This window comes from Marinobacterium sp. NO-S09, from assembly GCF_059179545.1.
In genome coordinates, this window is the sequence record NZ_CP168954.1 from 4,124,489 (window position 1) to 4,144,487 (window position 19,999).

A 19,999-nucleotide genomic window follows, 5' to 3' on the forward strand; every position below is an offset into this window, starting at 1 on the left:
ACCACAGGAATTAATCTCGAGAAGAATGAAAGAGGCACACTTACTATGCGCGATGTTGTAATCGTTGCCGCTGGTCGTACAGCGGTGGGTGCGTTCAATGGTTCACTTTCCTCCCTTACCGCTGCAACTCTGGGTACCACCGTCCTGAAAGGGCTGCTGGAGCAAACAGGTCTGAACCCGGCCGAAGTCGATGAAGTTATTCTGGGTCAGGTACTGACCGCTGGCTGCGGCCAGAACCCGGCGCGCCAGGCGCTGATCAATGCCGGCATTCCTCAGGAAGTTCCCGCGCTGACCATCAACAAGGTGTGCGGCTCCGGTCTCAAGGCCCTGCAGCTGGCCACTCAGGCGATTCGCTGCGGCGATGCCGATGTAATCATTGCCGGTGGACAGGAAAGCATGTCCCAGTCTCCCCACCTGCTGCCGAACTCGCGCAACGGTGCGCGCATGGGCGACTGGAAAATGATCGATTCCATGATCACCGATGGTCTTTGGGATGCCTTCAACAACTACCATATGGGCATCACCACCGAGAACATTGTTGAAAAATACGGTTTCACCCGTGAAGAGCAGGACGCTTTTGCCAGTGCCTCCCAGAACAAGGCAGAAGCCGCTGTCACCTCCGGCCGTTTCAAGGACGAGATCATTCCGGTGAGCATCCCGCAGCGCAAGGGCGACCCGGTTGTATTCGATACCGACGAGCAGCCACGCTTCGGTTGCACCCCTGATGCGCTGGCCAAGCTGCGTCCGGCATTCAAAAAAGACGGTACTGTTACCGCAGGTAACAGCTCCACCATCAACGACGGTGCTGCCGCTGTGATTCTCTGCTCGGCTGAGAAAGCCGAAGCACTGGGCCTCAAGCCGCTGGCTCGCATCAAGGCCTACGCCTCTGCCGGTGTTGATCCGGCCATCATGGGTACCGGCCCGATCTGCGCCACCACCAAGGCTCTGGAAAAAGCGGGCTGGGGCATCAACGATCTGGAACTGGTTGAAGCCAACGAAGCCTTCGCAGCTCAGGCCATGTCCGTTAACAAGGACCTGGGCTGGAACACCGACCTGGTCAATGTGAACGGTGGCGCCATCGCACTGGGCCACCCGATCGGCGCGTCCGGCTGCCGTATCCTGGTCAGCCTGGTGCATGAGATGATCAAGCGTGACGCCAAGAAAGGCCTCGCCACTCTGTGTATCGGTGGTGGCATGGGTACTGCTCTGGCAATTGAGCGCGACTGATATAGTCTGCGCCGTAAAACAAAACAGCCGCCCAAGGGCGGCTGTTTGCGTTTCTGAGCCTGGGGTTTAACTCAGGCAATATCGCCGGCAATTGCGCCTTTGCCAATTCCTTCAAATGCCCGCACGATAATACGGTCATGCGGATACTCGGACTGAAGCTGCGCCGCCAGGTGCGCAGCGATCTGCTCCACCGTACTCTCGGTATCGATCAGGTAACACACCGATGCCGGCAGGATCAGCTCAAAGTCACCCTGAGGCGCGGTATACGCGTAGTGATGCTCCTCGGCTGATTCAGCCTGCAGGTGGCTGCGGGTACCGATATAGATATCACGGAATCGCTCCGCCCAGATCCCTTCCAGCGCTTCATCACGCTGGTCATTGCGGTAGATCTCGATGCGAGAGCGATGGCCATGGGCAATACGCTGGCAGTTGCCATCATGCTGCTGCAGGCCATGGCTGTAGTGGTAGAAGTGGCCATCAATTGATTCCGGCACGAACGCCAGATCGACACCGCGCACCTGATCCGGGAACAGCGCCAGCAACTGGTCACGACACCACTGGGCCAGCCCCAGCTCATCAATCTCCGCCAACGGCACGGCTGCAATGGCCTGTTCCGGGGCGTCGCAGATAAAACGCTCGCCACTGGGGTAACGCCACTCTACTCGGGTACGGCCCTGATCCTGCTCAAGCGTCAGGCGCTCCATCTGCGCCGGTACCACCAGACGGTGGTCAACCTGGTCATCCAGCCATTGCTTTACACGCCGCTTGACCACGCCGAAGTCACAGATCATGCCCTGAGTGTCCAGACTGCCATCCAGCACCAGATTCACGGCCCAGGACTCACCCAGCAACCCGCGCTCGGGGTGCAGGTAGGAAAAATCCACATGGGTCAGGTTATCGACAAAAAGCTTCACAGCCACCTCATCTGTTGGTTTCGAAGGAGTATTTTAGCGGATCCCTTGCGGGCTTTCATGACGGCCTGTGGTCAATCCGGCAGCTACTATATACTAGACGTTTTGAATGACGTTCAGGTTCACATGCGACTCGATAAATATATTGCCAGCGTCACCGACTACTCGCGCAAGGAAGTAAAACGCTTTCTGCACGCCGGTGAAATCAGTGTCAACGACGAACACGAACGCAACCCTGCGCGCAAGATAGCTGAAGATGACCAGGTTTGCCTCCAGGGCATGCCACTGGAAGCGCCTCGTACCCGTTATCTGATGCTGTACAAGCCCGAAGGACTGGTCTGCTCCACCGAAGACCCGACCCATCCAACCGTACTGGAGTTGCTGGAGATGCCACGGGTTGAACGTCTGCATATCTGCGGGCGCCTGGATGTGGATACCACCGGTCTGGTCCTGCTGACCGACGATGGCCAATGGGCACACCGTGTCACCTCGCCCAATCACAAGACCGGCAAGGTTTACCATGTCACTACCGTCGACCCCATTGCCCAATCAGCCGTCCGCAAGTTTGCCGACGGCCTGATGCTTAATGGCGAGAAGGAACGCACCAAACCGGCCGAGCTGGAGATCCTGTCCGAATTCGAAGCCCGCGTATGTCTGCATGAAGGGCGCTACCATCAGGTGAAGCGCATGTTTGCGGCTCTGGGTAACAAGGTCGAAGCGCTGCATCGCGAGCGTATCGGCGCAATTGAACTGGACGAGATGCTGGAACCCGGTGAATACCGTGAACTGACCGAGGCCGAGGTAGCCAGTATCTGATATGGACCCGATCTCAAGCGAACTCAACCAGTGCCTGCGTCAGGCCAGTGGCAAAACCCTCTGGCTAGTGGATGAGAATATCCAGCTGAGCCTGAGTGCCCGGCAGGATATCGACGTGATTGGTAATCGCTTTGACGTCATCGAGCGGCTTAAAGCCATCGGCTGGCAGGCACAGTTCAGTGACTTTGACCTGTCTGGCTGTCCAGCTGGCGAGTACGACCAGGTTTTGTATCGCGTATCCAAGGAAAAACCGGTGGTGCATTACTTGATCAGCGGTGCCAGCCGCCTGCTCAAACCCGGTGGTACCCTTACCCTGCTGGGTGAAAAAGGCGAAGGCATTCGCACCTATGTTCGCAAGGCCGCAACCTGCCTGGCCAGTGAGCGACAGGAGCAGAAACTCGGTGGTGACAGCTGGCGGGCCGACCTTGTGCGCGCGGAGCAAACCGGCGAGTGCCCTCCCGACCAGGATTACACCGAGCTGCGCCCTGCCTGTGAAGACACTCGACAGCCGTATTTTTCCAAACCCGGCCTGTTTGGCTGGAACAAGATCGACCGCGGCAGTGCCTTTCTCATTGAGCAGCTGCCCGAAATGCTGGGCCAGTCACTTCCGCTGACAGGTTCGGTACTGGACCTGGGCTGTGGCTTTGGTTACCTCGCACTCAATGCCTGTGGCGCCGACAGCACGCTGGTCTGCACTGACAACAATGCAGCAGCACTGAAGGCCTGCCGCTACAACCTGGACCAGGCAGGGCTGAACGCTCAGGTTCTGGCTTCCGATGCCGGTGACCAGGTGAGCGGGACGTTTAACACTCTGCTGTGCAATCCGCCGTTCCACAGTGGCTTCGCCGTTGATGGCGATTTGACCGACCGCTTCCTCAAGGCCGCACAAAGACTACTCGACCGGAACGGAACCGCCTTCTTTGTGGTCAACCAGCATATCCCGCTGGAGCGCAAGGCACAGGGACTCTTCCGTGATATTCAGCTGCATGCCGATAACGGCCAGTTCAAACTGGTCCGGCTGCGCCACCCACTCACCCCTTGAACACCGAGAGACACATGACTTTAGACTATCTCCGTCAGAGCCTGTTTTTCTTTCGTAACCATGCCAACAAGCTGGCTCTGATACAGATTCCCTTTCTGGCTCTGGTCAGCATTGTGCAGTACCAGCTGCTGCAAGGTATCGATACGGACACCGACCAGATCCGACACAGTATATTCATCAGCTCCTCTCTCGACCTGGCACTGATGCCGGTCTATTGGGGTGCGACCCTGCTTTACCTGCGCTCAGTGCTGCAGGGAGAGCCGCTCGGTGTCGGTCAGGCACTGGTGATGGGGCTGGCATGCTGGGGACGCCTGCTGTTGACCTATATCCTCACCGCCCTGGCCATTTCCAGCGGCCTGCTGCTGTTTATCGTGCCCGGTATCTATATCGGCATCCGCCTGGCATTTGCCGAGTTTTATTGCGTGATGGAGGGCAAGGGCCCGCTTCAGTCCATCAGCGCCAGCTGGAATACCACCAAGGAGTTTTTCTGGCCGCTGTTCCAGGGCCTGGCCCTGATCATCGGCCTGCTGCTGGCCATCGAACTGACCCTGGGCCAGATGCTGAACGAACAGCAGGACCTGATGATGCTGGTATCCCTGGTGATCCAGTTCCTGGGCGTGGTGCCCACCATTTTCGCCTACCGCCTCTACTGCGTGATGAAAGAAGGCGATCGTCCCGCCTGATTCTCCTTCTGCGCGGCTGCCACGGGTGGCTGCGCTTTTCTCCCCCAGAATTCCCGCCAGCCTTTAATCATGGTTGCCCTGAGGCCAACTCTGGCCCATACGCGACATAATTACGCCCATGTACAGCGCCGCTCCTGCGCATCCATGCGCCCGCGGCATACAAAAAAGCCCCTGGCGGCGAACCGTCAGGGGCTGGATGTAGCGTGTAGACTTACTGCATCAGAATCAGGAAACGGCGTCGTCCGCTTCCAGGTCCTTCATGGACAGCTTGATGCGGCCACGCATATCAACGTCGAGGACTTTAACCTTGATCACGTCGTCCATGTTGACGAAGTCAGTGACCTTGTTGACACGCTCTTTGGCGATCTGGGAGATGTGAACCAGACCATCTTTACCCGGCAGAATGTTCACGAAGGCACCGAACTCTTCGATGCGAACAACCTTGCCTTCGTAGATCTTGCCGATCTCGGCTTCAGCGGTGATCGCAGTCACGCGATCCAGTGCAGCCTTGCCCTTGGCCTTGTCGTCAGCGTAGATACGGACAGTACCGTCATCTTCGATGTCGATCATGGCGCCGGTTTCTTCGGTCAGCGCACGGATAGTCGCGCCGCCTTTACCGATCAGGTCACGGATTTTTTCCGGGTTGATCTTCAGCAGCTGCATCGCCGGTGCGTTATCCGGCAGTTCCGGACGCGCGTAACCGATGACCTTGGCCATCTCTTTGAGGATGTGCTTACGCGCTTCGTGCGCCTGCTCCAGCGCGATTTCCATGATCTCTTCGGTGATACCGGTGATCTTGATATCCATCTGCAGCGCAGTTACGCCTGCTTCGGTACCGGCAACCTTGAAGTCCATGTCGCCCAGGTGATCTTCGTCACCCAGAATGTCGGTCAGGACGGCAAAGCGATCGTTTTCTTTCACCAGACCCATGGCGATACCGGCAACCGGCGCCTTCAGCGGTACACCCGCGTCCATCATGGACAGGGACGCGCCACAGACAGAGGCCATGGAGCTGGAGCCGTTGGATTCAGTGATCTCGGATACGATACGGATGGTGTACGGGAACTCTTCCTGCGTCGGCAGAACCGCGGCAACACCACGACGCGCCAGACGGCCGTGACCGATTTCACGACGACCGGTCGCACCCATACGGCCAGCTTCACCGACGGAGTACGGCGGGAAGTTGTAGTGCAGCATGAACGGATCTTTACGCTCGCCTTCCAGCGCATCGATGATCTGCTGGTCGCGGCTGGTACCCAGGGTACAGGTGGCGATGGACTGGGTTTCACCACGGGTGAACAGGGCAGAACCGTGCACGCCTTTCAGAATATCGATCTCAACATCGATACCACGGACAGTCTTGTTGTCGCGACCGTCGATACGCGGCTGGCCGTCGATGATACGGTTGCGTACGATCTCTTTTTCCAGTGAGCTGAAGATACCGGCCACTTCCTTATCGGACGGCTGGCCTTCTTCAGAACCGGACAGCGCTTCAACAGCCTTGCTGCGCAGGTCAGACAGGGCGCCCTGACGCTGCATCTTGTCAGCAACCTGGTAAGCAGCGGCAATGCCTTCACCCACCAGCTCACGAACCTGGGCAATCAGGGTTTCGTTCTTGGCGGCCGGCTGCCAGTCCCACTTCGGTTTGCCAGCTTCAGCAACCAGTTCGTTGATAGCGTTGATGGCTACCTGCATTTCCTGGTGTGCGAACAGGACAGCGCCCAGCATTTCGTCTTCTGTCAGTTCCTGAGCTTCGGACTCAACCATCAGCACGGCGTCGTTGGTGCCCGCCACAACCATGTCCAGCTCGGAGGTTGCAAGCTCTTCAAAGGTCGGGTTCAGGATGTAGCCCTGATCTTCGGTGAAACCGACACGTGCAGCGCCGATCGGACCCAGGAACGGGATACCGGAGATGGCCAGTGCAGCAGAGGTACCGATCATCGCAGCGATGTCCGGATCGTTGACTTTGTCAGCAGACATGACAGTACAGATCACCTGTACTTCGTTCATGTAACCTTTCGGGAACAGCGGACGGATCGGACGGTCGATCAGACGAGAGGTCAGTGTTTCCTTCTCGGACGGACGCGCTTCACGCTTGAAGAAACCACCCGGGATACGGCCAACCGCGTAGTACTTTTCCTGGTAGTGAACAGACAGCGGGAAGAAATCCTGACCTTCACGTGCTTCCTTGGCACCGACAACGGTACACAGAACCTGCACGCCAGCCATGGAAACCATGACAGAACCTGTCGCCTGACGGGCAACCTTGCCGGTTTCGATAGTGACTTCGTGTTTACCGAACTGGAATGTTTTGCTAATCGCTTGCACGATAAAAACTCCTTGGTTTGAGTCTATCCCGCCTGCTGACCAACCATTCCTCTTTGTAAGCCGGTACTCAGTTATTCACTGTGGCAGTGGATAAGTGAGTACAGGCTGGATGATTGTGTCGGCGCTTGCGGGGTTTGGATAAAGAGCTGATAAAACTGAGGCCATACAGTGTATGGCCTCAGAGGGGTACTGCTTAGCGACGCAGACCGAGACGACCGATCAGGTCCAGGTAACGGTCGGCATCTTTGCCTTTCAGGTAGTCCAGCAGCTTACGACGCTGGTTTACCATGCGGATCAGACCACGACGAGAGTGGTGATCCTGCTTGTGCGATTTGAAGTGACCCTGCAGGCCTTCAATGTTCGCAGTCAGCAGCGCAACCTGTACTTCGGTAGAACCGGTGTCGCCAGCGCCACGACCGAATTCAGCTACGATTGCTGCTTTTTGTTCGTTAGAAAGAGCCATGTTTATCTCCTGGTTAATATGCACACAATCCAGAGGACTGCGGATTGATAGTCGCGCTGCACCGAGCATATTTTCAGTACAGCGTCAGTCGGCCCTTGAGCCGAACAATTCAGTTGGTGCTGACCAGACGCTTGGCCCGCAGCACCCCATCGGTACCGATCTCGCCGATACCCATAAATTCGGTTTGCCCCTCATTGAAGAGACGCAGTTCACCACTGAGTGAACCCGCGTTGGCCGCGCGGAAACGCTGCCCCACACGCATGCGGTCCATTTCCTCTGCGGTCAACTCCAGAGCCGGCAACTGAGCCACCGGACTCCAAGCCGGTAATAATAACGCATCCAGGCGCTGATGTATGCTGTTTTCAGCCTCATCCGCACGGGGTTCAGCCAAACTTTGCAGCTGTTCCAGCGTCATCATCTGATCGGCATGAAACGGCCCAGTCTGCAGACGTCGAAGTACAGTGACATGAGCGCCACAGCCCAGCAGCAAGCCGAGATCTTCAACGATGCTGCGGATGTAAGTGCCCTTGGAACAGAAAATTTCCAGGTCCACTTCATCTTCGCGCAGCGCCAGCAGTTTGATCTCGTGAATGCGTACCTGGCGCGGCTTCACCTCGACCTCAATACCCTGGCGTGCCAGCTTGTACAACGGCTGGCCATTAAGCTTGAGCGCCGAGTACACCGGCGGCACCTGCTCGATCTCGCCACTGAAGTGTTCCAGCAACAAGGCTTCAACCTGCTCAGGCGTCAGGTCATGAGGAACAGGCTTTTCCTCGGTGATTTCGCCTTCAGCATCACAGGTATCGGTACGCTGCCCCAGTTTAGCCGTGGTCAGATAGCGCTTATCCGAGTCCAGCAGATACTGGGAGAACTTGGTCGCCTCGCCCAGACACACCGGCAGCAAGCCGGTCGCCAATGGGTCCAGCGCACCTGTGTGCCCCGCCTTGGCAGCACCGTACAGGCGCTTGACCCGCTGCAGTGCCGAGTTGGATGACAGCCCCTGGGGTTTGTCCAAAAGAAAAAGGCCGCTGATTGAGCGGCCTTTCGGTTTACGGGCCATAGTGGTCAGTTCCCGTTAGTGTCTTCATCTTCATCCGCACGCTGAGCTTCCTGCTGCCAGGCCTTTTCGATCAGGCCATGCAGGTGACGGCCACGCTCCACACTTTCATCGAAGTGGAAGCGCAGCTGAGGCATGATCCGCAGCTTGATGCCACGGGCCAGCTCGGTGCGCAGAAAACCGGACGCGTTGTTCAGAACCTGAGTGGCGTTTTTAATCGCCTCTGCCTGCGTCTCATCGGTCTGTTCACCAAAGGCCATCACGGTGAAGTAGACATCGGCATAGCCGAGATCCTTGCTCACCTTGACGTGGCTGATGGTGACCATGCCCAGACGCGGGTCCTTGATTTCGCGTTGGATGAGGGAGGCCAGATCACGCTGGATCTGGTCCCCTACCCGGTCAGTTCGTTTGAAATCGCGTGCCATAGTGCTCCGATTACAGCGTACGCTGTACTTCAACAGTGTCGAACACTTCGATCTGGTCGCCGACCTTCACGTCGTTGTAGTTCTTCACGCCGATACCACATTCCATGCCCTGACGGACATCGCTGACGGCATCCTTGAAGCGACGCAGGGATTCCAGCTCGCCTTCGTAGATAACCACGTTGTCACGCAGTACACGGATACGCTTGTTACGGTATACGGTACCTTCGGTAACCATACAACCGGCAATCGCGCCCAGCTTCGGTGAACGGAAGACGTCACGTACCTGAGCAATACCAACGATCTCTTCGCGGTATTCCGGAGACAGCAGACCGGTCATTGCCTGTTTTACATCATCGATGATGTCATAGATGACGCTATAGTAACGCAGCTCCAGCTCTTCGCGCTCAACCACGGCCTTGGCCTGATTGTCCGCACGAACGTTGAAGCCGACCAGGATAGCAGAAGATGCCAGCGCCAGGTTGGCATCGGTCTCGGCGATACCGCCAACACCGCTGGAGACAATGTTCACCTTCACTTCGTCGGTGGACAGGTCTTCCAGAGACTGGATGATCGCTTCCAGAGAACCACGCACGTCCGCTTTCAGGACGATGTTCAGCGACTTCACATCGCCGGCCTGCATGTTTTCGAACAGGTTCTCCAGCTTGGACTTCTGCTGACGCGCCAGTTTCACTTCGCGGTATTTACCCTGACGGAAGAGCGCCACTTCACGAGCTTTCTTCTCGCTGGATACCACGGTGAACTCGTCACCTGCATCCGGTGTACCGTCCAGGCCGAGGATCTCGACCGGGATAGCCGGGCCGGCGGAATCGATCGGCTGACCGTTCTCATCCAGCATGGCACGAACACGGCCATAATGCAGACCTGCCAGTACGATATCGCCTTTTTTCAGGGTACCGTTCTGAACCAGCAGCGTGGAGACGGAGCCGCGCCCCTTGTCGACGCGAGACTCAACCACAACGCCCTGTCCCGGTGCGTCTTTAACCGCTTTCAGTTCCAGTACTTCAGACTGCAGCAGGATCGCTTCCAGCAGTTCGTCGATACCCTCGCCGCTCTTGGCGGACACGTGGGTAAACTGAACGTCACCGCCCCAGTCTTCCGGAATAACGTCACGCTGCGCCAGTTCGTTCTTGACGCGATCGGGATCCGCTTCTTCCTTATCGATCTTGTTGACCGCAACGACCAGCGGAACGCCCGCTGCCTTGGCATGCTGAACAGCTTCTTCAGTCTGTGGCATCACGCCATCGTCAGCCGCAACTACCAGTACCACGATATCGGTCAGCTGAGCACCACGTGCACGCATGGCGGTAAAGGCCGCGTGCCCCGGAGTATCCAGGAAAGTGACCATGCCGTTTTCGGTTTCCACGTGGTAAGCACCGATGTGCTGGGTGATACCACCCGCTTCGCCAGTGGCAACCTTGGTACGACGGATGTAGTCGAGCAGGGATGTTTTACCATGGTCAACGTGACCCATAACGGTAACAACCGGAGCGCGCTCTTCCTGGTCGCCCTGAACCGCCTGTACGCTTTCGAGCAGTTCGTCCTCGATTGCGTTCTCCTGCATCGCCTTGGCCTTGTGGCCCATTTCCTCAACGACCAGTACGGCAGTATCCTGATCCAGGACCTGGTTGATGGTTGCCATGGCGCCCATCTTGAACATCACCTTGATCACTTCAGCCGCTTTCACGGACATCTTCTTGGCCAGATCGGCCACGGTGATGCTCTCCGGAACGCTGACTTCATGAACAACCGGTGCTGTCGGCTTCTCGAAACCATGCTGGTTAGGTGTGTTGCGACCACCACGACCGGCGCCGGCACGCTTGTTCAGCTTGCCACGACGGTTGTCATCACGACCACCCTTGCCCTTGGCACCCTTGCCGCGACGCGGACGATCATCATCCTGGTCCTTGCGACGAGTGCGTTCCTTGTCCTTGTTCTTACGACGCGGGTTATCGCCCGCCGGTTCTGCAGCAGGTGCCGGAGCCGGAGCCGGAGCCGGTGCAGCCTCAGGCTGAGCGGCCGGTGCAGCAGCTGCCTTAGCCTTGGCTTCTACCGGTGCAGCTTCAGTGGCTGCCGGTTTAGCCGCTGCTTCAGTCGCAGCAGGTGTTTCTGCCTTCGCGACCGGTTCAGCTGCCGGTGTTTCAGCTACCTGCGGTTTTGCTTCCACTTCAGCCGGCTTGGCTTCGTCTTCCAGAACAGAACGTTTCACATAAGTACGCTTTTTACGTACTTCAACGCTGACCGTCTTGCGCTGGCCGGACGCGCCGGAAATTTTCAGCTGTGAGCGCGTTTTGCGCTTCAGGGTAATCTTGCTCGGTTCAGCAGAGTCAGACTGTTCGCCATGACTGCGCTTCAAGTGGCTGAGCAGCTTAAGACGCTCGTCTTCAGACACTTTGGAATCGATTTTCTTGCCGTTGATGCCGGCTTCCTGCATTTGCGTCAGCAGACGCTCAGCGGATACACCAACCACATCGGCAAGTTGCTTTACGGTTACTTCTGCCATATATGTGTTCTCCTCTTCCGCTGGCGTTTACTGCTCTTCCGCGAACCAGGGCGCACGAGCGGTCATGATCAGCTCGGCTGCCTTTTCTTCGGTCAACCCGTCGATCTCCAGCAGATCCTCTACGGACTGCTCGGCGAGATCTTCCATGGTGACAATGCCACGTGCTGCCAGCTTGAATGCCAGCGTGCGCTCCATGCCATCCATGTTCATCAGGTCTTCTGCCGGTTCGGTATCGCCCAGTTGCTCTTCACTGGCGATCGCCAGGTTGATCAAAGCATCTTTGGCGCGCTCACGAAGGGCCTCGATCAGCTCTTCATCAAAATCTTCAATATCGAGCATTTCTTCGGTTGGTACATAAGCCACTTCCTCAACGGAGGTGAACCCTTCAGCGACCAGAACCTCAGCCAGCTCCTCTTCTACATCCAGGTGCTTGACGAACATGTCAACGACAGCACCCACTTCGGACTGTTGCTTATCGGCGGCTTCTTCCTCCGACATCACATTCAGATCCCATTCGGTCAGTTCGCTGGCCAGACGCACGTTCTGACCGCTTCGACCGATGGCCATGGCCAGCGCTTCTTCAGCAACGGCCACGTCCATGGAATGACTTTCTTCATCCATTACGATGGAGGCCACTTCTGCCGGCGCCATCGCATTGATGACCAGCTGAGCCGGATTGTCATCCCAGAGGATGATATCCACACGCTCGCCGCCCAGTTCATTGGATACCGCCTGTACACGTGCACCACGCATACCGACACAGGCACCCACGGGGTCAATGCGGCCATCGTTGGTTTTCACCGCAATCTTGGCACGCGCACCCGGGTCACGGGCAGCGGCGCGGATCTCGATGACTTCCTCGGCAATTTCCGGCACCTCGATGCTGAACAGCTCGATCAGCATCGCATTGGAGGTACGGCTCAGAATCAACTGAGGACCACGGCCTTCACTGCGAACTTCTTCCAGCACTGCACGAACACGGTCGCCCATGCGGAAGCTTTCACGCGGAATCAGGTTTTCACGCGGCAGCAAAGCCTCGGCGTTATTACCCAGATCCACAATAATGTTGTCACGCGTCACTTTCTTGACGGTACCCGCAACCAGCTCACCTTTACGGTCCTGGTACTGCTCAACTACCTTGGCGCGCTCGGCTTCACGTACTTTCTGCACGATAACCTGTTTTGCTGTCTGCGCAGCAATACGCCCAAAGCCAACAGACTCAACCTTCTCTTCGTAGGTATCACCCGGCTGCAGGTTGGTATCGATCTCGAGGGCTTCCTCCAGTGTCAGCTCGGTACCCAATGCAGGCACTTCTTCATTGCTGACTACCAGCCAACGGCGCCAGGTCTCATAGTCACCGGTCGTACGATCAATCTCGACACGGATGTCCGCTTCTTCGTCATAGCGTTTCTTGGTCGCCGTAGCCAGAGCTACTTCGATCGCTTCAAAAATGACACCCTTGGGCACGTCTTTTTCGTTAGAAACAGCTTCTGCAACCAGTAGAATCTCTTTATTCATATGACTGCCTCGCCAAACCTCAAACCGGTATTAAAACTGGGGAACCACATTGGCACGATCGATATAGTCGATCGGCAACAGATACTCTTCATCATCAACAACCAGCAGAACTTCGTCGCCTTCGACGCCATTCAGCAGGCCTTTGAATTTGCGGCGCCCCTCGAAAGGCACCCTCAGACGCAGCTGCACCTGATGGCCCGCATAGGCCTCAAATTGCTGCAGGGTAAACAGAGGGCGATCCACACCGGGCGATGACACCTCCAGTGTGTATTGCTCCTGAATCGGATCTTCTACATCCAGTACACCACTGACCTGGTGGCTCACACGTGCACAGTCATCGACCGTGACCCCTTCAGGACCATCGATAAAAATACGCAGAGAGCTGTGACGCCCGGCGGAGTTGAACTCCAGCCCCCAAAGTTCGAGCCCCAGGGCGCTAATCGCCGGCTCGATCAATTCTTTCAGAGCATTCAATTTGGCTGACACTGATGAAGACCTCGTGTTGGCGCTTGCCGAAACAAAAAATGGGTCACTAAGGACCCATTTCTGACGGCACTAAAGCCATTGTTTACCTACGAAAAAGCCCCTTGATAGGGGCTTTTTCGTAAAAGTGGTAGCGGGGGCTGGATTTGAACCAACGACCTTCGGGTTATGAGCCCGACGAGCTACCAGACTGCTCCACCCCGCATCAGAAACAGGTGCATATTATACACAACACCTGATCAACTTACAAATGGTGCCGAAGGCCGGACTCGAACCGGCACGAGCATAGCTCACCACCCCCTCAAGATGGCGTGTCTACCAATTTCACCACTTCGGCTTAATTCTTACTCGGCAACCGGAATATCAGTTGCCGCTTTATCACCTGCCTGTTCGCTTTCCAGCGCCGGCAGTTCCGGCTCATCCTGCGCCTGAGCAGCGGACTCGATCACTTCAGCAGCCGGGATACCGGCACCGCTGACATTTTCGGCCTTCTGCTTGGCGAAGACCGCCAGTGCAAAACTGGACGCAAAGATACCCGCAGCCACGACTGCAGTCAAACGTCCCAGAAAACTTTTTGAGCCCTGGCTGCCAAACACGGTCTGAGAAGCGCCACCACCGAAGGCTGCACCTGCTTCAGCACCCTTACCCTGCTGCAAAAGCACCAGCGCAACGACGGCTACCGCAAGCAACACATGGACAATCAGAATAACGCTTTCCATAAAAATACCGTCTTAGCTTTCGCCTGCCGCAGCGCGACAGATCGCAAGAAAATCGTCAGCCTTGAGCGATGCTCCACCAATGAGCCCGCCATCAATATCCGGCTGTGCAAAAAGTGCATCGGCATTCGCCGCGCTTACGCTACCGCCATAGAGAATACGCACTTTTTCATCCAGTTCAACCTGCTGCGCAGCCAGCGTATCGCGCAACGCACGGTGAACTTCCTGAGCCTGCTCCGGCGTTGCGGTCAGGCCTGTACCTATCGCCCATACAGGCTCGTACGCCACAACCAGCTCTGCCAGCTGCTCGACCGGCACCTCTTCCAGCACGGCGCGCAACTGCGACTGCACACGCTGAAGAGCCAGACCGGACTCACGCTCCTCCAGGGTCTCACCCACACAGACAACCGGGGTCATACCTGCATCAAGGACGCGTTTTGCTTTCTCGGCCACCTGCGCATCCGTCTCGCCATAGAGCGAACGACGTTCCGAGTGACCAATCACCACCCAGCGGCATCCAAACTCGGCCAACATGCCCGCAGACACTTCACCGGTGAACGCACCTTCGACATCTGCGCAAACATTCTGCGCACCCAGCTCGATTGAGCCAGCTTGCAACAAATACTGCGCCTGCGCCAGATATACGCTGGGCGGACATAAGGCAACATCTACACGTTCAAGCTTGTTGTCGTACCCGGATGTCAGAGCATTCAGCAGTGCTTCATTCGCATCTTGCCGACCGTTCATCTTCCAGTTTCCGATTACCAGTGCCTTCCGCATCGATATCCCCTCATGAAAGAGGCGCACATTTTATCGGAGCCCCTGTCAACTGACAAGAGCCCCCAAGGCTTTTTCAACGTTTTCCGAGAGCTGGCGACACAGGCGCTCCACCTCATCGGCAGACTCGCCCTCCACCATTACGCGAACAACAGGCTCGGTACCCGAGGGGCGCAAGAGTACACGTCCACGACTGCCCAGCTCTGCTTCTACGGCCCGCACGGCTTCCTGCACGTCGGATTGCTGCATCACATCAACCCGCACAGGCATGGCCACATTAATCATGGTCTGCGGCATCTTGTGCATGCCGGCCTTCAGCTCGACCAGCGTTTGGCCACTGTCATGCATGGCCTTGAGCACCTGCAAGGCCGCTACCAGACCATCGCCCGTCGTGGTTAGATTGCCACACACAATATGACCTGAACTTTCGCCGCCCAATACCCAATCGTGAGCTTTAAGCTGTTCAATGACATAGCGATCGCCCACCTTGGCACGCACAAACGGAAGCCCCAGACGCTCCACAGCCTGCTCCAGACCCAGGTTGGACATCAGGGTACCGACGACACCGCCCTGCATTGTGCCCTGTGCCTGCCAGGCTTTGGCAATGATGAACAGCAGCTCATCACCATCCACGACTTCGCCCCGGTGGTCGACCATCATCAGACGATCGCCATCCCCGTCCAGCGCAATACCCAGATCAGCCTGCTCACCTTTCACAACTGTTTCCAGTCGTGCCGTATCCGTGGCACCGCAGCCATCATTGATATTGATACCATCGGGTGATGAACCGATCTCGATAACATCGGCCCCCAACTCGCTGAGCACTTTGGGGGCGACGTGGTAAGTTGCGCCATTGGCACAGTCGAGCACGATGCGCATGCCTTTGAGGCTCAGATGGTTATTCAACGTGCCCTTGCAGAACTCGATATAACGACCGGCTGCATCTTCGACACGGCGCGCCTTCCCCAGCTCGGCCGAGGGCACCGTAGTCATGGCAATATCCATCTGCGCTTCAATCGCTTTTTCGACACTATCGGGCAGCTTGGTGCCATTCTCGGAGAAGAACTTGATGCCGTTGTCGGAAAACACATTGTGCGAGGCACTGATAACGATACCGGCATTGGCGCGGAAGGTACGCGTCAGATAGGCCACGGCCGGCGTCGGCATGGGGCCCGTCAACAGAACATCGACTCCGGCTGCGGACAACCCTGCTTCCAGCGCAGATTCGAACATGTAACCCGAGATACGGGTATCCTTGCCAATCAAAATTTTGCTGCGGCCTTCGCGGGCAAATACACAACCGGCCGCCCAGCCCAACTTCAATACGAAATCCGGTGTAATCGGGAACTGACCGACTTCGCCCCTGATACCATCGGTACCGAAATACTTTCTACTCACTCACTGCTCTCCCGGTCGGCACTTTCTCGCATAACCGCTTCAGTCATGCGCACGGCATCCACGGTGGCCGCAACATCATGCACGCGCATGACTTTCGCCCCCTTGGTGACAGTCAGTACCGCTGTCGCCAGGCTACCGTACAAACGCTCATCAACGTCGCGATTAAGTGCCTGGCCAATCATGGATTTGCGTGAAGTCCCTACCAGCAGCGGCAACTTCAGCGCGTTTAATTCCTGCATACGATTCAACAACTGCAGGTTATGTTCGAGAGTTTTGCCGAAACCGAACCCCGGGTCCAGCAGAATGCGATTATCCTTGATCCCGATCTGGCGACAGCGCTCAATCTGATGCTGCAGGAAGACGGCAACCTCTTCGATCACATCGGCGTAGTGCGGACTGTTTTGCATATCAATCGGGCTATTGCCCTGCATATGCATGGTACAGATCGCCAGATCAGTGGCCGCTGCAGCCTCCAATGCGCCCGGGCGGGTAAAGGCACGCACATCATTGAGCAGGTGGGCGCCCGCTTCTGCAGATGCCCGCATCACTTCCGGCGCACTGGTATCCACCGAGATCACTACATCCAGCTCACGCGCAACCGCCTCGACCACCGGCACTACACGGTCCAGCTCTTCCTGTACCGGAACCGGTGTCGCCCCGGGCCGGGTGGACTCGCCACCGATATCAATGAGGCTCGCCCCGTCACGCACCATTTTCTCTGCTTTCTGCAGTGCTCTGGACACCGACAGCGTCTGGTCATCATAGACACTGCCACCATCCGAGAAAGAATCCGGTGTGACATTCAGAATGCCCATCACCTGCGTGCGATCAAGATTCAGCCTGCGCGTGCCACATTCAAGTACTGCCATTTGTCCTACCCTCGCAAACGCTGCCGCTCTCAGCGGCGGTCAATCACAAACAAAAAAGCCGGCACGTATGCCGGCTTGATCTTCAGGCCGAATGCAACCTAGCGGTCACCGTCCGGCTTGTTCCAGGGGTTACCGTCGCTGCGCTCGGAAGTGTCCGATGCGCGACCGCTTTCCTGGCTGTCATCCTCATCGTCCGTATCCTGCTCCGCCTGCGGAGCCTCTTCTGCACGGGGTGAAGACTGCTTCATTTCCTCAACATCACGCTCGGCCTTGTCGGCACGTTCCTGAGCTTCTTCCCAGCCATCCGGCGGTGAAACTTCGGTGCGCGCCATCAGCTCATCCAGCTGGTCGGAGCCGATGGTTTCGTACTTCATCAGCGCCTCGGCCATGGCATCGAGAATATCACGATTGTCATGCAGGATCTGTGAGGCTTTCTGGTAGCACTCGTCGATAATCCGCTTCACTTCGGTATCGATGCGCTTCTGTGTCTCTTCAGACATCGGCTTGGAGCCCTGCCCCATGCCTCGGCCAAAGGGATCATCATCCTCTTCGCCGTACAGCAACGGCCCCAGGTCATCGCTCAAGCCCCATTTGGTCACCATGTTACGCGCCAGTGATGTCGCTTTCTGGATATCGTTAGAGGCACCGGTTGTCACGCCCTCCTTACCCAGCGTCATTTCCTCGGCAAGACGACCACCATACAGTGAACAGATCTGAGAAATGATCCACTGACGGCTATGGCTATAGCGATCCTCTTCCGGCAGGAACATGGTCACACCCAGGGCGCGACCACGCGGAATAATGGAGACCTTGTACACAGGGTCATGCTCAGGCATGACACGACCAATGATGGCGTGACCGGCTTCATGGTAAGCCGTATTCAGGCGCTCCTTATAGGACATGACCATGGACTTGCGTTCAGCGCCCATCATGATCTTGTCCTTGGCCTGCTCGAACTGCTCCATGCTCACGGTTCGACGATTGTTGCGTGCTGCAAACAGAGCCGCTTCGTTAACCAGGTTAGCCAGATCGGCACCGGAGAAGCCCGGAGTACCACGTGCAATCAGCTCCGGCTTGACGTCATCACCCAGCGGAACCTTGCGCATGTGTACTTTCAGGATCTGCTCACGACCGCGAATATCCGGCAGGCCCACATGTACCTGACGGTCGAAACGACCAGGGCGCAACAGCGCCGGGTCCAGTACGTCCGGACGGTTGGTTGCCGCAATTACGATGATACCCTCGGTACCTTCAAAACCATCCATCTCAACCAGCAGCTGGTTAAGCGTCTGTTCGCGCTCATCATTACCGCCGCCCATGCCGACACCACGGTGACGACCTACAGCATCGATCTCATCAATGAAGATGATGCAGGGCGCATGTTTCTTTGCCTGGTCGAACATGTCACGGACACGGGACGCACCCACACCGACAAACATTTCGACAAAGTCGGAACCGGAAATGCTGAAGAAAGGCACGCGTGCCTCGCCTGCAATCGCTTTCGCCAGCAGGGTTTTACCCGTACCCGGAGAACCGGCCATCAACACACCACGGGGAATGTGGCCACCCAAACGCTGGAACTTGCCCGGATCACGCAGGTAATCCACCAGCTCTTTTACCTCTTCCTTGGCCTCTTCAACACCGGCCACATCATCAAAGGTGGTTTTGATCTGATCTTCCGCCATCATCCGTGCCTTGGACTTGCCGAACGACATGGGGCCACCTTTGCCGCCACCGCCGCCCTGCATCTGGCGCATGAAGAACATGAACACGGCAATAATGACCAGAATCGGGAAGGACGCTACCAGCAGCTGCGTCCAGATGCTCTGACGCTCAGGCTGCTTGCCCTCAATCACTACATTATTGTCCAGCAGATCATCGATCAGCTTGGGGTCCTGTACGGCCGGACGCACTGTCTGGAAGCTGTCTCCGTTACTGCGCTGCCCGACAATGGTATAGCCGTCGATGGTCACCTTGGACACACGACCGCTTTGCACCTCGGCTACAAAGTCGGAATAGCTTAGATTGCTACTTTCCTGTTCGGCACTGAAATTGTTGAAGACAGTGAGCAGCACCGCTGCGATCACTAGCCACAACACCAGATTTTTTGCCATATCGTTCAATGGACCACCCTCTGTTCACTCAATTCTGTCGGCCGTTACTGATTGCCACTGTTACTGAATCAGCATCACTACGCAACTTTTTCTCTTGTACGGCCCTGCGGCGTATTCCGAGCACGGCCCGGTTATTCCGACCTGCCCGTTTGATCGACAGCATGGCAATTTGTTCCTGTCCGCCGCCACACTGCCTTTGTATTCTTCGCACCCGCTACTCAGTTTTATCTGACTCAGGTAAAATAGTCGTTTAATTGTTGATCAACGGGGCTCTGCCCCCACCAAGAGGCACCATATTCTAGTATGAGCTTGACGGCTGAGCAAAAGAAGCACTTTCGCACCCTGGGCCACAACCTGAATCCGATCGTCATGGTGGCCGGTAACGGCCTGTCCGAAAACATCCAGCTTGAAGTGGATCGTGCTCTGGAAGACCACGAACTGATCAAGGTGAAATTCGCTGTTGGCGATCGCAACCTGAAGCGCCAACTGATTCGCCAGCTGTGCGAAATCGTCGAAGCCAAGCTGGTTCAGGAGATCGGCAACATTGCCTTGCTGTATCGCCCGGCACAGGAACCCAACCCCAAGCTGTCCAACCTGCTGCGCTAACTGGCAGACGTAAAACAGCCTATATAAAAAAACCGCCGGCATGCC

18 protein-coding genes and 2 tRNA genes are annotated in these 19,999 nt (G+C 56.7%); 5 read left to right on the forward strand and 15 right to left on the reverse strand.

Annotated elements, in window-relative coordinates; translation table 11 throughout:
• Window positions 1–45 precede the first annotated feature (45 nt).
• Window positions 46–1,227, forward strand: a complete 1,182-nt coding sequence (locus O3C79_RS18945; RefSeq protein WP_494384350.1) for an acetyl-CoA C-acetyltransferase — start codon at window positions 46–48, stop codon at window positions 1,225–1,227.
• Window positions 1,228–1,298: 71 nt separating this feature from the next.
• Here the strand turns inward: O3C79_RS18945 and O3C79_RS18950 are convergent, their stop codons facing one another.
• Window positions 1,299–2,141, reverse strand: coding sequence for a 6-carboxytetrahydropterin synthase (locus O3C79_RS18950; protein ID WP_494384351.1), 843 nt, complete (start codon window positions 2,139–2,141; stop codon window positions 1,299–1,301).
• Window positions 2,142–2,264: 123 nt separating this feature from the next.
• Here O3C79_RS18950 and rsuA point away from each other — a divergent pair, with 123 nt between their 5' ends.
• From rsuA to O3C79_RS18965, 3 genes are read left to right on the forward strand one after another with little or no spacing between them, the layout of a single operon-like run.
• The gene (rsuA, locus tag O3C79_RS18955) at window positions 2,265–2,954 is read left to right on the forward strand and encodes a 16S rRNA pseudouridine(516) synthase RsuA (protein WP_494384352.1); all 690 of its coding nucleotides are present in this window, start codon (window positions 2,265–2,267) and stop codon (window positions 2,952–2,954) included.
• A gap of 1 nt (window position 2,955) precedes the next feature.
• Window positions 2,956–3,996, forward strand: coding sequence for a class I SAM-dependent methyltransferase (locus O3C79_RS18960; protein WP_494384353.1), 1,041 nt, complete (start codon window positions 2,956–2,958; stop codon window positions 3,994–3,996).
• Between the two features lie 14 nt (window positions 3,997–4,010).
• Entirely contained in the window at window positions 4,011–4,679 is a 669-nt protein-coding gene (locus tag O3C79_RS18965) for a YciC family protein (RefSeq protein WP_010325153.1), read from the forward strand.
• A 225-nt stretch (window positions 4,680–4,904) separates the two neighbouring features.
• Here the strand turns inward: O3C79_RS18965 and pnp are convergent, their stop codons facing one another.
• The 14 genes from pnp to ftsH form a co-directional block, all read right to left on the reverse strand.
• A complete protein-coding gene (gene pnp, locus O3C79_RS18970; RefSeq protein WP_010325154.1) occupies window positions 4,905–7,007 on the reverse strand; it encodes a polyribonucleotide nucleotidyltransferase in 2,103 nt (700 codons plus the stop codon).
• A 193-nt stretch (window positions 7,008–7,200) separates the two neighbouring features.
• The gene (gene rpsO, locus O3C79_RS18975) at window positions 7,201–7,470 is read right to left on the reverse strand and encodes a 30S ribosomal protein S15 (protein ID WP_010325155.1); all 270 of its coding nucleotides are present in this window, start codon (window positions 7,468–7,470) and stop codon (window positions 7,201–7,203) included.
• 109 nt (window positions 7,471–7,579) lie between these two features.
• Window positions 7,580–8,530, reverse strand: coding sequence for a tRNA pseudouridine(55) synthase TruB (truB, locus tag O3C79_RS18980; protein WP_494384354.1), 951 nt, complete (start codon window positions 8,528–8,530; stop codon window positions 7,580–7,582).
• Window positions 8,531–8,535: 5 nt separating this feature from the next.
• The gene (rbfA, locus tag O3C79_RS18985; protein ID WP_010325157.1) at window positions 8,536–8,952 is read right to left on the reverse strand and encodes a 30S ribosome-binding factor RbfA; all 417 of its coding nucleotides are present in this window, start codon (window positions 8,950–8,952) and stop codon (window positions 8,536–8,538) included.
• Between the two features lie 10 nt (window positions 8,953–8,962).
• Window positions 8,963–11,473: a translation initiation factor IF-2 gene (gene infB / locus O3C79_RS18990; RefSeq protein ID WP_494384355.1), complete on the reverse strand. Its 2,511-nt coding sequence runs from the start codon at window positions 11,471–11,473 to the stop codon at window positions 8,963–8,965.
• 27 nt (window positions 11,474–11,500) lie between these two features.
• Window positions 11,501–12,991: a transcription termination factor NusA gene (gene nusA, locus O3C79_RS18995; protein WP_010325159.1), complete on the reverse strand. Its 1,491-nt coding sequence runs from the start codon at window positions 12,989–12,991 to the stop codon at window positions 11,501–11,503.
• 30 nt (window positions 12,992–13,021) lie between these two features.
• Entirely contained in the window at window positions 13,022–13,477 is a 456-nt protein-coding gene (rimP, locus tag O3C79_RS19000; protein ID WP_010325160.1) for a ribosome maturation factor RimP, read from the reverse strand.
• 125 nt (window positions 13,478–13,602) lie between these two features.
• Window positions 13,603–13,679: transfer RNA gene (locus O3C79_RS19005), tRNA-Met, on the reverse strand.
• 46 nt (window positions 13,680–13,725) lie between these two features.
• Window positions 13,726–13,811, reverse strand: a tRNA-Leu gene (locus tag O3C79_RS19010).
• A gap of 7 nt (window positions 13,812–13,818) precedes the next feature.
• Window positions 13,819–14,193, reverse strand: a complete 375-nt coding sequence (gene secG / locus O3C79_RS19015) for a preprotein translocase subunit SecG (protein ID WP_010325161.1) — start codon at window positions 14,191–14,193, stop codon at window positions 13,819–13,821.
• A 12-nt stretch (window positions 14,194–14,205) separates the two neighbouring features.
• Window positions 14,206–14,970: a triose-phosphate isomerase gene (tpiA, locus tag O3C79_RS19020; RefSeq protein ID WP_494384356.1), complete on the reverse strand. Its 765-nt coding sequence runs from the start codon at window positions 14,968–14,970 to the stop codon at window positions 14,206–14,208.
• A gap of 45 nt (window positions 14,971–15,015) precedes the next feature.
• Window positions 15,016–16,365, reverse strand: coding sequence for a phosphoglucosamine mutase (gene glmM, locus O3C79_RS19025; protein ID WP_494384357.1), 1,350 nt, complete (start codon window positions 16,363–16,365; stop codon window positions 15,016–15,018).
• Window positions 16,362–17,234 carry a dihydropteroate synthase gene (folP, locus tag O3C79_RS19030; RefSeq protein ID WP_494384358.1) on the reverse strand — a complete coding sequence of 291 codons (873 nt, stop codon included), beginning with the start codon at window positions 17,232–17,234 and terminating at the stop codon, window positions 16,362–16,364. The genes glmM and folP overlap by 4 nt, the downstream gene beginning before the upstream one ends.
• Before the next feature lie 98 nt (window positions 17,235–17,332).
• Window positions 17,333–19,348: an ATP-dependent zinc metalloprotease FtsH gene (gene ftsH / locus O3C79_RS19035; RefSeq protein WP_494384359.1), complete on the reverse strand. Its 2,016-nt coding sequence runs from the start codon at window positions 19,346–19,348 to the stop codon at window positions 17,333–17,335.
• 303 nt (window positions 19,349–19,651) lie between these two features.
• On the opposite strand from ftsH, the gene O3C79_RS19040 reads away from it, so the two are divergent.
• Window positions 19,652–19,954 carry a YhbY family RNA-binding protein gene (locus O3C79_RS19040; RefSeq protein WP_010325166.1) on the forward strand — a complete coding sequence of 101 codons (303 nt, stop codon included), beginning with the start codon at window positions 19,652–19,654 and terminating at the stop codon, window positions 19,952–19,954.
• The last annotated feature ends 45 nt before the right edge of the window (window positions 19,955–19,999 follow it).